Annotated in this window: 16 protein-coding genes and 1 pseudogene; 7 read left to right on the top strand and 10 right to left on the bottom strand. The window is 53.4% G+C overall.

The features are described 5' to 3' along the window. Nucleotides 1-46: 46 nt before the first annotated feature. The 3 genes and pseudogenes from ATN00_RS24040 to ATN00_RS18045 form a co-directional block, all read right to left on the bottom strand. Nucleotides 47-556, bottom strand: a complete 510-nt coding sequence (locus ATN00_RS24040; RefSeq protein WP_231746331.1) for a hypothetical protein — start codon at nt 554-556, stop codon at nt 47-49. A 521-nt stretch (nt 557-1077) separates the two neighbouring features. Then, nucleotides 1078-1968 (bottom strand): annotated as a pseudogene (locus ATN00_RS18050) (glycosyl transferase family protein); the annotation flags it as partial. Nucleotides 1969-2046: 78 nt separating this feature from the next. Next, a complete protein-coding gene (locus ATN00_RS18045) occupies nt 2047-3033 on the bottom strand; it encodes an HNH endonuclease (protein ID WP_062067274.1) in 987 nt (328 codons plus the stop codon). A 105-nt stretch (nt 3034-3138) separates the two neighbouring features. On the opposite strand from ATN00_RS18045, the gene ATN00_RS18040 reads away from it, so the two are divergent. Beyond that, a complete protein-coding gene (locus ATN00_RS18040) occupies nt 3139-3534 on the top strand; it encodes a hypothetical protein (protein ID WP_062067271.1) in 396 nt (131 codons plus the stop codon). An 847-nt stretch (nt 3535-4381) separates the two neighbouring features. Here the strand turns inward: ATN00_RS18040 and ATN00_RS18030 are convergent. The 5 genes from ATN00_RS18030 to ATN00_RS18020 all read right to left on the bottom strand — a co-directional run bounded on the left by ATN00_RS18030 (nt 4382) and on the right by ATN00_RS18020 (nt 7055). Then, the gene (locus ATN00_RS18030; protein WP_062067264.1) at nt 4382-5134 is read right to left on the bottom strand and encodes a hypothetical protein; all 753 of its coding nucleotides are present in this window, start codon (nt 5132-5134) and stop codon (nt 4382-4384) included. Nucleotides 5135-5461: 327 nt separating this feature from the next. After that, a complete protein-coding gene (locus ATN00_RS24300) occupies nt 5462-5641 on the bottom strand; it encodes a DUF6771 family protein (protein ID WP_082635249.1) in 180 nt (59 codons plus the stop codon). Nucleotides 5642-5688: 47 nt separating this feature from the next. Further along, entirely contained in the window at nt 5689-6546 is an 858-nt protein-coding gene (locus tag ATN00_RS18025; protein ID WP_082635248.1) for an RES family NAD+ phosphorylase, read from the bottom strand. Further along, complete coding sequence (locus tag ATN00_RS23760; protein WP_197413618.1) at nt 6527-6697, bottom strand: hypothetical protein; 171 nt, start codon at nt 6695-6697, stop codon at nt 6527-6529. The genes ATN00_RS18025 and ATN00_RS23760 overlap by 20 nt, the downstream gene beginning before the upstream one ends. Nucleotides 6698-6764: 67 nt before the next feature. After that, entirely contained in the window at nt 6765-7055 is a 291-nt protein-coding gene (locus tag ATN00_RS18020; protein WP_062067261.1) for a hypothetical protein, read from the bottom strand. Between the two features lie 124 nt (nt 7056-7179). On the opposite strand from ATN00_RS18020, the gene ATN00_RS18015 reads away from it, so the two are divergent. Continuing rightward, on the top strand, nt 7180-7536 hold the full coding sequence (locus tag ATN00_RS18015) for a DUF2958 domain-containing protein (protein ID WP_082635247.1): 357 nt from the start codon (nt 7180-7182) through the stop codon (nt 7534-7536). A gap of 79 nt (nt 7537-7615) precedes the next feature. On the opposite strand, the gene ATN00_RS18010 is transcribed toward ATN00_RS18015, so the two are convergent. Continuing rightward, nucleotides 7616-8347: a hypothetical protein gene (locus tag ATN00_RS18010; RefSeq protein ID WP_156415303.1), complete on the bottom strand. Its 732-nt coding sequence runs from the start codon at nt 8345-8347 to the stop codon at nt 7616-7618. Nucleotides 8348-8503: 156 nt separating this feature from the next. Between ATN00_RS18010 and ATN00_RS18005 the strand changes: the two genes are divergently transcribed. Together ATN00_RS18005 and ATN00_RS18000 are read left to right on the top strand one after the other, a co-directional pair. Next, on the top strand, nt 8504-8914 hold the full coding sequence (locus ATN00_RS18005; protein WP_231746330.1) for a lysozyme: 411 nt from the start codon (nt 8504-8506) through the stop codon (nt 8912-8914). After that, nucleotides 8914-9255 (top strand): hypothetical protein, encoded by a 342-nt coding sequence (locus ATN00_RS18000; RefSeq protein ID WP_062067252.1) that lies wholly within the window; start codon nt 8914-8916, stop codon nt 9253-9255. The genes ATN00_RS18005 and ATN00_RS18000 overlap by 1 nt, the downstream gene beginning before the upstream one ends. A 4-nt stretch (nt 9256-9259) precedes the next feature. Here ATN00_RS18000 and ATN00_RS17995 read toward each other — a convergent pair whose 3' ends face one another. After that, a complete protein-coding gene (locus ATN00_RS17995; RefSeq protein ID WP_156415302.1) occupies nt 9260-10258 on the bottom strand; it encodes a hypothetical protein in 999 nt (332 codons plus the stop codon). Nucleotides 10259-10488: 230 nt separating this feature from the next. Between ATN00_RS17995 and ATN00_RS17990 the strand changes: the two genes are divergently transcribed. The 3 genes from ATN00_RS17990 (at nt 10489) to ATN00_RS17980 (ending at nt 12845) form a co-directional block, all read left to right on the top strand. Next, nucleotides 10489-10947 carry a hypothetical protein gene (locus ATN00_RS17990; protein ID WP_062067236.1) on the top strand — a complete coding sequence of 153 codons (459 nt, stop codon included), beginning with the start codon at nt 10489-10491 and terminating at the stop codon, nt 10945-10947. Beyond that, nucleotides 10948-11283, top strand: coding sequence for a hypothetical protein (locus tag ATN00_RS17985; protein ID WP_062067234.1), 336 nt, complete (start codon nt 10948-10950; stop codon nt 11281-11283). It begins immediately after the preceding gene. 701 nt (nt 11284-11984) lie between these two features. Continuing rightward, nucleotides 11985-12845: a hypothetical protein gene (locus tag ATN00_RS17980; protein WP_062067232.1), complete on the top strand. Its 861-nt coding sequence runs from the start codon at nt 11985-11987 to the stop codon at nt 12843-12845. Nucleotides 12846-12848 lie beyond the last annotated feature (3 nt).

Below are 12848 nucleotides of genomic sequence, written 5' to 3'. Positions count from 1 at the left end.
TTAGTGCCAAAGCATCCGGATATAAAGTCGTGCAATGCCCGATCGGTTAAAAATCGGTGGCAAGCGTCATGGCCAGCCCGGATGGAGGGCGCGCCCGCCCCGCGATGCGTTCACGCCATTCGATGACAATGCGGGCATTGGCATCGGGGAGAGGAAGACGCCATTGCAATTCGGGGCCTATGTCCAAACGCTCCAGATCGGGCTGCGCTCCGCCCGACAGGCTGCCGCCGATGCGGAAAGAGGATTTGCCGATTCTTGAAAGGAGCGACAGCTTACCGTCGGCGAATAGGTCGCGGCCACGTAATCCTACCATGCCCATTTGGGTGTAACCTTCGGCCTCGACGCCATCGAACAGGACGGTCGGGCCAAAGCCACCCACGATCAGGGCGGCATTGGCGTTTCTTCCTCCTTCGCCCAACGCTATGCGACGCTCTATCCCAATGCTCACCGGAATGCCGGGCACAGGCTGCAAGGAAATGCCCAGCGCCGCCTCCGTTGCAATCGGGTGGTCGAGCGCGCCGCTTATCCGTCCATATGCAGTGGCTCGTCTTTCCATGGATGGCGCGAGAAGGAAGTCGATCCGTATCCCCGCCTGGGAAGCGCCCAACCGACCAGGAGAAAGCGCATGCGGGACATTGCCGCCATCTCTCCAGAACAACCATGCGCTCGCCCGCCAACGGTCGGTGGAGGGGCGGTAGGGGGAGGAATGAGGTTCCGGCGCGGGGATCACCAGGACGGGCGAGCCATAGTTCCCGGATGGCGCGGCCTCATCGGAAGGGGGGCTGAACCCGGCAAGATGGAGGGGGATGTCTCTGCTGATCTGATGCGGGTGATGATGCCGGGCCTGCCTTTCAGGGCGAAAGGCGTCATGTTCTTTTCCCTTCCTGGCTCCTGGTCCTGGCGTGGAGACCGTGGGAGTCTCCATCGCGAATGACGGAACGGGCATGGGAGCAAGGCGCATCAGAGGGCGCGCCAGGGAGTTTGGTTCATCCATCCATATGACGGCAGCGCGAAATGCAACCCATCCCAGGATCAACAACGCGAAAAAGCGAAGGGGACGCCCGCTGGTTGTGACAGTCATTCCTGCGCCCGTAATTCGGGGAAACGGTGCTCGGTCTTGTCCCATGCCAGCGGTCTGCCAAGCAGCGAGCCGACATAAAGGAAAATGGCGCGGCGGGCCGCCATGATGGCAATCAGATTGGCGACGAATATGCGCGGGATTGAGGCGATCCCATGGTGCCAGCCATAGCTATGCCCCGCAAATAATGCGCGCAGCAACGCGCGCCAGATCATGATGCCCGCGTTCAAAAGCAATAACGTCCGGATCGCTTCAGGATAGGGCGGCAGTGTATAGGCAGAAAAAAATTCGACGAGCAGCAACATGCCCCACAGCAAAAAGGACAGGTATGCCGCGAATAGTACGAGCGCGGCAAACGCGGCCCGCCGATCGCGGATACGCATCCACCATTCGGATACGCCGCCATGCCACCCCAGTCGATCCCATCCCGCAAGGGATATGCCGATGATCCAGCGCGCCTTCTGCCTGATGGCGGCATCCAGCGTGTCTGGGAAATATTCGCGAGTGGCGACCAGGTCGCCTTTCCCATCGCGCATACGCACGAATATGCCTCGACCGCCCATTTCGCCGATGCGGAGACCGGCTTCATAATCTTCGGTCAGGGACGCAGGATCGAAGGGGCCCTCGTGCCTGTCGTGGGCCAGCCGACCCAGCATCCGCCTTTCGAAGGCGCAAGCGACCCCGGCAGACGGAATGGCGGCGCCCAATGCTTCCCGTATGGTCAGGAATTTGGAATGGCTCTCCGCAAATTCGTCGCAATAATGATTGGTGACGGCGCGGCCTAGCCATCCGCCCTTGCCGGGCAGGGGCAGCACCGGCAGTTGGACCAGATCGAAACGATCGATCATGAAGTCGAACAGACGGATCTCATCGCCATGCACGACATCCTCGCAAGTGGTGACGGTTGTATTTTAAGGAAGCCGCAGAAAAGCAGGGGTTTGAAGGATGCCTACCTGCTTTAAGCCCGTCTATTTGCAGAGCGCGGCAATCTCCTCAACGGACATGAGTTTGCCCCATCGATGCGCCATTCGATGACAGTTAGAGCAAAGCAGCGCCAGATCAGACATCTTGGGGACGCTACCTGGCTTCACCGTGTGGATCGGCTTTTTATGATGAACTTCGATATAATCGGCACCTCGCGGACCATACGTCTGCTCGAAATCGAACTTGCAGGCCTCGCAAGCTAAAGTCAGGCCAGCGTTTTTTACGGAGGCTTTTTTACGCCTCACGTTTTGTGGATTGCGCTCGTAGCGACGGTGCTTGCGATATTCAAATCCGCCTTCTGCGGCGAGGTCAGAATCCATGTCGTCGGAAAACGCTTCTCCAACCTCGATGTCATTCTCGATGCTCAAGCGAATCGCTTTGGCAGCTTCACGCAGGCTGACGAGTTTACCCGACCATTCAGTCCATACTGCCTGCTCTAATTTCGCTCCTCGTTCCATGCCCTTATTGCCCTTGGCCTGCTGTGAGGGATCATAGCGGCGGAAGTTCATCATTTTGAGGTAAACGCCATCGCTGTTGCGAAAGCGGGGAGGGACAACGCGACCCAACTGCTCGGCGCGTTTGCGAAGGAGGCCAGAAACCTCTGCGACTGCCTTGCTGCCTTTACCGGGCTGAGGGTCACGAGCGTAGAGTTCCAGGGCTAAGATCATCTCTTCGCGATCCCAATTTACCTTGCCCTCGGTATAGTCGAACCCATGCCGCTCCAGAACGGGGACCATTGTTGCCAGACCACCGCTGTAGCCACGGATTTCCTCCATATTTGGATCACCCATCACTACGTAGTGAGCAGCGTTGATGATTGTCTTTGAAGGGTAGAATCCGCCTTCCCAAATGATGTGATAATCCACGTTTTTGTCCGATCCGCCCCACTTCTCGTGAAAGGCTGTTGGGTCGGATCGATACTCTTTGAGCCGCTCGATGATGGCTTCCTTAGTCACATCAGATAGCGCCACTGCATTCCCCCTATTGGCAGTCCTACGTCCTGGTTATCGCAATGATGAGGATGGCCAAAGTGTGATTTGCTGCCTACCGTGATTGCACCGAACGTAGGGGGAAGTATGCTTGTCGATATGATGACAGGTCAGGTCATCAATGCTGTGCCATATACCGTTCAATACCGCGATTACATGTCGCGAATGTCGCCGAGTGAAATTGACGCCATTAAGGCTCACCTCAACCAGATGATCGACGGCACTGAAATTCAGACAGCGGGATGGATGCCCGGTCACGATTGGAGCGGCACGGTGTTTGAACCCATCTACTTCAAGGCCGCACGGTCCAGCTATGAGCAGTCCGCCAAGTGCTTTGGGTTGATGGTGTGGGAAGTGTTCATGGAGCGACCCGATAAATGGACCTCTGGCCGGTTTGAAAAGGATGGCGAGCCAATTGGCAGCCGCACATATTTCCATAATCGCCTCGGTGGACCTTTCCGCGCCTTAACGTCCAATCACTGACAGATCGTCCGTTGAGCGTTGAATTTGGGCCATAGGAGCGTGGTGCCGCTCTGGACCATGGCGCAGTTGATTTCAGTTTGTTGCTGGTTCCAGCATACCGCCGTCACTCGGCCATAGCTGGTCCCCGTCTGCTCGCATTGAAGCATCTGGCCAGATGCCAATTGGGACAGCATAGCGGTTGCTGATGCAGCGGAAGCCGATGGGCAGGGGTGGCCGGGCTTGCAGGTTTCGTCGCTTTCGCGAGCAGCTACCGCATGGAGCCTAATCCTCGTTCCATCTGAGCAGCGCAGAGTGTCGCCATCCGTGATGCTGCTGACGTTGCACAGGAAGCGATCAGATGGGACTTCATACGTTTCCGAAGATGCGGCTGATGCCTCCGCTCTATCCGGCAGATTGGCGAATGTCTGCTTGCTTGGCCGATAGGGCGATGGGGCATCAAGCGGAGAGGGAGCGGGTGAGGTCGATGCTTCAACCAACGCCGCTTCGCTCGGCTCACTGCTGGGCCAGAAGAAAACAGCGCAGAAGGTGCCAACCATTAGGACAGCGGCAACAGCGTAGACTGCCCATTCAGGGAACTGCCTTTCCTTTAGCTGCTGCCAGCCATTCGACCGCGACCGCCTATCATATGGTTGCCGCTGCTGGCTCACTACTCGTGGCCGCCATTTCCTTCGACGGCCCCAAGGCCGCATGTAATTCCAGAAATAGAGCGGCACGAGGGTCGCCAGCGCAGGGATTATGACGTAGCCGCCTGATATGCTGGTATTCGTCTCGACCCATACGCTTGCGGCGAGCGCGCCTACAACGGCAAGCTCTATGAGGAAGCCCTGTGTCCTCCTTATTCCCATGTTTAGCCTTCAATCCGCTGGGACAGCTTATTCTGCCTATCCATTTCAGCCTGCACTTGTTGCTTGTAGGGCGTGAATGTCTTGGTGCTCCTGATGAACGCATCCTTGAACGTGTTTACCGCTGCCATTGCATCGCCGCATACAGCACCTAATTGAGCAGGGGGATTAGAGCCGCATAGCTTGCCTACCGAAGTTGCGGCGTCCTTTGCGGCTTCTACAATTCCGTTCAGCCCTATGGCATATTGTGAACGGGCGACTTCGATTTGGTTCGTGTCTACCTCGATCTGATTGGCGGCGACCGCCAGTTGGTTGCGGGCAAGGTCCGATTGCCCATTGGCGCGCTGAACCAGTTGGGAAATTCGGGCCGTGTTCGCCATAGCCTGCTTACCGAAATTCGGGCTGCGCGAAACCGCTTCGCCTAATTTGGTTGCAGCAAGGCGCAGGCGCTCCGCGAGGTTGTTTACCTCTGTAGCCATGTCAGCCATTTGCTTCTCAGCGCGGGCTTGCGCTTCTTGCTGGGCGGCGTTCGCATTCGTAACCGCTATCCGCTTTTGCTGCTCGCCAGCATCGCCTTTCAGCTTTGCCACAGCCTCCTGATATTTTTCCAAGGAGGAACGATCAGCGGTCAAGGTGACGTTTTTGTTGGTGAGCGTCAGCTTGCTTCCTGAGACTGTGCCGCTGGCCTGTATCCCACCAAACCACGCGCTTGCAGGCCGCAGCATCAGTTCGTTCCCTGATACAGAGCCATCAACCATCGCTTCCTTGGTCGTGACTGTCCATCAACGCCAATGGTCGATTCTTCCAATCTGCCAGTCAGCTTCCCGTCTTGGGCTTGGACAAGCTGCACCAAGGTAACTCTGCCGTCAGTGGCAGCGACATAGATTCCTGACGCATCAGGCTTGCCACATGCTGCCAACAGAAGTGAAAGACCTAACGCCCACGAACGCGAGATTTTCATAATACCCCCAACGAATTGCGGCGAACGTAGCCGCATTGTCGTTACGGTTCGATAAAGAATTTCATTGTTTTGGTGGATCAGTGTCAGGCAATTTGCGCGTTGGGCCGAGTTTGCCCACGGCTCGTCACAGTGGCAACTTTAGCTGATTGCGGTCAGGTTCAGGAGCAGGGTTAAGCTTCTCAATGATGCTGGCTGCAAGGGCGTCTGCTGCCCGTTCGCGCATACGCTCGTCAGGCATTGTGAGGCCAACTCTGGCCCATGCAGGCGAGTTTAGGATTATGGCTGAGAGCGAATCGCGTTCCATGTCTCAATGAGAACAAAATAGGAACGAATTGACAAGTGGGTTTGCGGTTAGTTGCTTTCCGTTCGGAACCAGTCGTTCCCAATCTGCTCCGCTTCGACCTTAATGGATTTCACTTTGAATGGCGCGCAAGTGGCTATCTCGACCGCGCTGGGGTCAAAAACAGCGATGTTCAAACCATCCTCGTCGCCAAACTGGCTTTTGTAGGCGATGGCATCGTAGCCTTGGCTGCGGAATAGCTCTGCAAGGATTTGTGTAGGCACATAGTCTGCCGTGTCGTCTGAGAGCGTCACTGGTCTGGAGAAGGCATTGTCAATGTCAGTCCAAACTGCCGTCTTCTTCTCAGCGGCAGTAGGTTTCGTATTGCCCATTACGTGACTGAAAATCGGCCCAGCAAATGACGATTGGCCGTGACCAAGCGACAGGTCCAACGTCCGAAGTGGGCGGAGGATTTTACAGCGGGCGACAGACACCTCTGCGCCAACCCAAGGACGCACCTCTGAGATAGCTGTGTCGAGATTGCTGCCGATGTAGAGAACTGGAATACCAGCAGGATTAGCGCGGCCCTCTTTGGCGCGATTGGCCAAAGGCTTCATCCGCTGGCTGCCATAGCCGTAAACATCTTCGCCGATCCATTCTCCGTCGCTGTTTTTGCGATCTTCCCAGATTACACCACGTTGAGCGCGATAGAGAACGCGCCCTTTGTGAAGAATTTGGTCACGCTGCTCGATGGTAGCTACGACAGTATCAAGGAACGCTTGGACTTCATTGCTCCAAACAAAGCGATTGGAATGACGCACCCGCTTGGCAAATATCTCATAGCTGCGCCACGATGCGAACTCAGGAATAGAGGGGTTATCCAGCGTCACAATAGGCCTATGCGGATCGTTAAGGGCGAGGAGCCTCATAAACCACGCCATTTACGGAAAGCAAAATGCTATCAGGTAAGCGGCGATAGAAAACTGTCTCGCCATCATATTGAAATTCGCCGTCGTCCTTGTTCCAAAAGCGCGGATCAAGATCGAGATATTCAGTAACATCGTCGATAAGCTGTTGCATCGTATGGCTCCTAAAAAGCCATATCGACCTATGTTTGTCGCTCTTTCAGTCGATCCAGAAAAGGCTCTTATTCTGTCGCTGTTATTTGTGCTTCTGCCTTTGATGGAAATATCTGGCTTTTGACGTAATCGCCACCAACGGACCATAGGGCGGATACCAAGAAGGCAGCAGCTACCGCTATGCCAACGGCCTTGCTTTTCCATGCCTCTACATCAGTTAGGCGTTCCTCCACCCCTCCGAGTCTCGCCTTAAAATCATTCTCTATCTTATCCATGCTGCTTTGCATGTGCTTTGTTCGCTCATCGATAGCCGAAACCGTTATGGCTATCTCTAATATGGGATCGTGGGAATTGGTCATTGGCGATTGAAGGCTCCTGCGTGGCTTTTCGATATTTATTCCCCGCAGTGCTTCTGGTTTGTATCGACCCACTGAATTCTGGCGTTAAATCCGCCTGTTGGCCACAAACGGAAGGAGCCAACAGATGGACTGGAAAAATATGTTACGCGCGGCTGATGTTCTCAAACTGGTTGAGAACTGGAACGAACAGCAGCCATTGAAAGGGACGTCCGACGAACGAGATTTCATGCCAGTGGCAAAACTGTTCAATCCCGCTGGCGCAGGCACATGGCTCATCACGGAATGCAACGAAGATGGTTTAGCCTTTGGGTTGGTAGATTTTGGCTATCCAGAGCTGGGCTATTTCGACCTGAACGAGATTGCAGAGGTGCGTCTAATGGGCGGATTAGTCCGCATTGAGCAGGATTTGCATTTTCAGGCTGACAAGCCCCTGAGCAAATATGCGGAAGATGCTCGCATTCACGGCTGCATCAAAGCCTAACTCCCTCCCTCAAAGTGGTGCCCGCTGGTAATTGAGAGCAACCAGCGGGCATTTTTATGGGGCGCAACCGCCGGATAGATTATTGATCGCCCATCTGCTTGCGAAATTCGGTGGCAGCTTTGCCAAATTCCTCAAGGGAAGCGGCCAGTATCACGATTGCGTCGTCCATACGGTCGAAGGCATCATCAAATCGGAATTGGGGCTTCGCAACGGTTGGGGCGATGGCCTCTGGTTTTATGTTCCCGCCTTCAATGAATGTGGATGCTGAGTTGAAATACCACTTCGTAACGTCCGTTTTGACCTCGTAGGTTTCGCTTATGAAGCTGCCTGAGATTGGTTGGCCGCTGTGGAGCGTTTGCGCTTTCTTGTTATCAAGCGGGGTGAACAGGAAGGTAGCTGCTGCTGATCCATCAACCAAATATGGTTGGGCAAACACCTCCGCCAACACGGATGCAATACGGGTATATTGGGCAGCTTCAATGTCTGTCCCAAGCGGGAAAACGAACGCATAGCCGTTCTCAGTTTCCATAATCCAACTGAGCAAATCCAAGGATTCGATGCCGCTCACGATGGCTTTGAAATCAACTCCGTCCACATATTCAAGAACGATAGCTGATGCGTTGAGATAATGCGCTTTGCCATGCTCGCCATTCCAATCACAGAAACTCCAAAAGCGTGGTTGCTTGATGCGTGTGCTTTGCATTTTGATGAGTGCATTAATGTCATGGATTGGGTTCGTGATATCAATGTCGTTGGTATCTATGATAGGTGATTTTCGTCCGCGTCTTTCAAATCTGGTAACGGTAAACATAATTAAGTATCCTAAAAGTGTAATACAAAGTGTCTGTAAGTTTTGCTTACAAACCTATTTAGTGTTTCAGGAGAAATTGGGGCTGAATTAGCCTTATAATGAACATGTCATTCCTCTAAATACGGGATGACAAATAATAATAAGAAACGCGCAGGCTTGGCGCTCATCAAGCAATATGAGGGATGCAAACTCAAAGCCTACAAATGCCCTGCTGGCATCTGGACGATAGGCTACGGCAGAACCACAAACGTCAAATCGGGCGATACATGCTCACAGACTCAGGCAGATGCTTGGCTGATTGAGGAGTATGACGCATTTGAGCGTCAGGTTCTCGCGCTCGTCAAAGTGCCTCTTGCCGCAAACCAGTTAGGGGCACTCGTCAGCTTCACTTACAATCTGGGCGCACAGAGCCTCAAGGAATCAAGCCTGCGTCGCCTGCTCAACGAGGGTGATTATGAAGGCGCTGTTGTCCAGTTTGCTCGCTGGAATAAGGCCGGTGGCAAAGTCCTCAATGGACTGGTGAATCGCCGTGCCGCTGAAACTGCGCTGTTCAGGAGCGGGATCTAATGGCCCGCATATCAACGTCAGCAGCCAAGGCGAAGGGCAGGAAACTGCAACAGACCGTCCGCGATACGATCTTGGCCAAGTATCCGAATCTGACGCTGGACGATGTGCGCTCAACCCCAATGGGCAGCAATGGCGAGGATATCCAGCTTTCCACCGCCGCTAAGGCTCAATTCCCATTTAGCGTAGAGGCAAAAGCCAGGTCGAAAATCGCTCTGGTGTATGATGCCATCGAGCAGGCCAAAAGCCAGAACGATCTAACCCCGCTGGCCGTCATCAAAGCCGACCGCAAAGTGCCACTCGTAGTGATGACGATGGACGACTTTTTCAAACTGCTGAGATAGCTCATTAGCCTTGGAAATAGTCGTCCCAGCCCAACTCCACACCGCCAGCGACAGGTTCCGCCATCCGCTCTTTGACGTTTATGTCCTTCCAAAACTCATCGTTTCGCTGGCCTGACAAAACGCATCGCGCTCGCCATTGCTGATGCAGGAGATTCCAATCCAACGGCACGGCATGTTCGCATTTTGCATAATCAGGGAAAATGCCTCTGGCTGCATTCTCCGCGATCATATGCCCACGGCCCACGGCACGGCTTGTCAGTTCCTTGAGCGTATTGCGGTCCTTTGTTGGATCGTAGTCAGGTCTGGCGGATCGCGTTTTGAGGTGTTCCTTCTTATGTGCCTCGCTGAGTTTGGCCATCACGCCGATTTGCCAGTTTTTCAGCTTCGGTCGCGCAGCCTTGATCCGCAGGACATTATAATAGCGGTCCACGCTTGGTAGATCGTTCCGCTTGGCTGCTGCCTGATATTTGGGCGAGCCATCTGCCAGAATGTGTGTGTCTGGCATCAGCCCATCCAGCATCGCCTCAATCTGCTTCATGATTGCCGCTTTGCTCATGCCTAACGGGATCGCAGCAATAACGGCTGACGGCTTGCCCTCAGCGATCCACTGGTGCCCCAGATAACCCTCAAGCCCGTCCATAACGTCAGAAGCCCGCTCTGGGCTGTCGTGGCGCACAATGCCAAGCTGGGCAGTGTTAGGCTGCGAACCGAAATGCCCCATAAAACGGTATTGTCTGTCCAGCCGTTCGTCGCTGAGCGTTTGAACGTCTCCAAGATCATCATAGACAGCCAGCACGGCCTTAAAGTCCGCTGGTAGCGCCTCTGTGCCTGTCAGTTCGCCAGCACGGTATTTGCGAGCCAGTTCGTAGCTTGGACTGATTTGCAGGAATTTGAACCACAATTCCGCCGCCCAAATCTCAGGAAAATCCATCCAGCGGTCTTCATGGACCGCAATGAAGCTCAGATTTGGTGTGCGCCGCTTGCGCCGTCTTTCAGTCTGCAATGGGTTGGCTCGTTATCGAATATATATCGTGCCAACTGCCTATCAAGACAACCCTTCTGTATCAAGGCTTCAACGACGCAGCACTGCCCAACAGCGCCAAGTCAGCTCTTTCACATCGTTAGTCCCAACCAATTCAACAGCGCAAAACCGCGCTTTTGAAAACGGCCCACTGTGCGTCGGGCGATGCGCCAGGCTGGTCGATCATCATAGTCGTCGGAGTTTGAAAATACATGCTACCCAAAGCTCAAATACAAATAGCTGCTGAGATCCGCGCCAAGATAGGCAACGGACAAAAGGCGACTGCCTTGGCGAAAAAAGCCAACATGTGCTGGATACGAGGGATCAAGGAATTTGAAGCGCCGTCGCTCTTCGATAGTCAGTTCCTTGATATCGATGTTAGCACGAATGAAGGCATCATCGGCGGCTTCAATCACGTCAAATCGCTAATCGAAAAGGCATTTACGCGCTGTGGCCTTACTGTCCAGTGCGTCAGCGCCCGGCATATGTTCGAGCCAAATGCAGTAACGATCTGCGCGACCGGCTTCGTCCATCAAGGCATTGGCTACGACAAGCTCAACCTCTGCTTTTTGTTCTACCCCAGCCAAGTGGCGAAAATGCAGGACCTTGCGTCGCGAGACGTGGAGCCGCGCACGTTCGATCTAACCCTGCAATCTATGAAAGGAAATTAAATGAAAAATCTGCTCATGAAAGACATTCTGGAACATCATATTGACCAGGAGTTTGGTTCACTTCAACGTCGTGGTATCCAAGGGATCGTTTTCGGCATTAAGCTCGGAAGCGATGTTTCAACGGTAACTGTGACGGTGCCTAAAAACAAAGAGGGTATTGAATTCGTCCATCTTGCTGGCGATCAATATCGAAGCATGGCGATGAGACTGTTTGCCAAACACAGTCACCCTGATTGCGAAATTGACACCGCTTATCGTCATAACATCGAGGATGATTTCACAGCGAAAGCAGTCGAAGGAATCTACCATGCGTATGGCCAATACTGGGCATCATAACGCGTAAGTCAGCACGTCACGCTGACACCTGACAGCAAGGGAGAGCGCAATGCTCAACCAAGCATGATAACCCATCGCCGTTTCATTGCGGCGGTGGGTTTTTCTAACTCTCCAGTTAAACAGTGTTTAACTCCGGTCAAACACGAGTCAAACGTCAATTAAACATCGGTCAAACGTCAGTCAAACATCAGTCAAACAAAAATGCCATTCTAACCCGCAGAAATCAGCGGTTTCTGAGCCTCTATAATGTAGAATAATATAAAATAAAATATCATGAAGCGCATTATTATTTCGGTCGCTTCGCTCCACATTTTCAGCGCCGCTGGCGCTCATAAAATAAGTCGAAAAATCATGTGATTCAAATGGGCATTATCATGCTCGTTGAAAACTCGCCTTCATTACGCTCGCTTAAAACTCGCTCCATTCTCGGCTTCGCAGTCTGGAAGCACATTAGAGCATTAGGCTTCGCCCAGACGAGTATCTAAATGAATGGCGACGCGCGGATATCGACTTAGATCAATCATATTCGCTATAATCTGACAGTAAATAATAAATAAAAATGTGGGCAGCAATGTCCGATTCCCAAATCCTTTCAAGATGGTTGCTGCCCACAGCGCGAAAGGAGTGGAACGGACAAGATGAGACGGGAATCTCATCTATAAAATCGGACAATCGCATCAACTGAAAGGAGCGCGTATATCGTGGCTAAACAGATTAATTGGGTCAGTCTTGCCCTCAAAATCATAGACAAGCAAAATCCAAAATCAGGCGATGGCGCTAAGACCATCCGTTATATCCGATCATACATCGACACATTGCTGGACAAGGGCAGGCTCACAGAGAAGCAGTCACAGGGTCTTATCCGCAACATCGACATTCACCTTGGCATCACGCTCCCTAACCAGCTTGTCCAGATTGGCCGCACTACGGCTTGGGCATGGAAAAAGAAGGGCGTTGCGACCCATGCACCTCAGCCCATCCAATCGTTCACCGTTGAGGACCACTGGCAGGCGCTTATCGCCCACTATGGCAGTGCGGAAGCTGTTGCTCATGCCGCTTGTGATCGCATTGAAGGCGAGGTTGAGCAGGCTAATGCCCAGACCCCACCAGCAACGGAGGTCGTTCAGAAGCCCTTAGACCGAAATCAGCCAGTCACAGTCAGCATTTGGGACGAAACAGGTTCAGGCAATCTGGACTACAAGGACGGAAGCAAGGAACACATCGTGTTTTATGACGCTGCCGTGGTCAAAAAGAAGCTGGATGATGCTGGAGCACCAGATGGCCTGTGGCGCTCGCTTGAGATTGCGTGGGATGACCTCGACAACTGCGATTTCCAGCTTGGGATTATCCACGGCGACAAAGACCCCAAGGGCAAGAAGCCGCCAACCAATCCAGATTGCATCGTCGTCAAGGCTACCCCCCACGGCGACCCCTCAAAGCGTTTCGTGACGTTCGTTCAGTCCACTTATCCAAAGACCATGCTGGCAGGCATGGACGGCTGGAAAAAGAGGAAAAACAGCCATCCAGATATCAAAGGCTGGATTGATGGACTGGCGGCATAGAAT

This window comes from Sphingobium baderi (assembly GCF_001456115.1).
In the GTDB taxonomy this organism is placed as follows: Bacteria; Pseudomonadota; Alphaproteobacteria; order Sphingomonadales; family Sphingomonadaceae; genus Sphingobium; species Sphingobium baderi_A.
The sequence above is the reverse complement of the archived record's forward strand: the minus strand, read 5'-3'. Positions and strand labels throughout refer to the sequence as shown.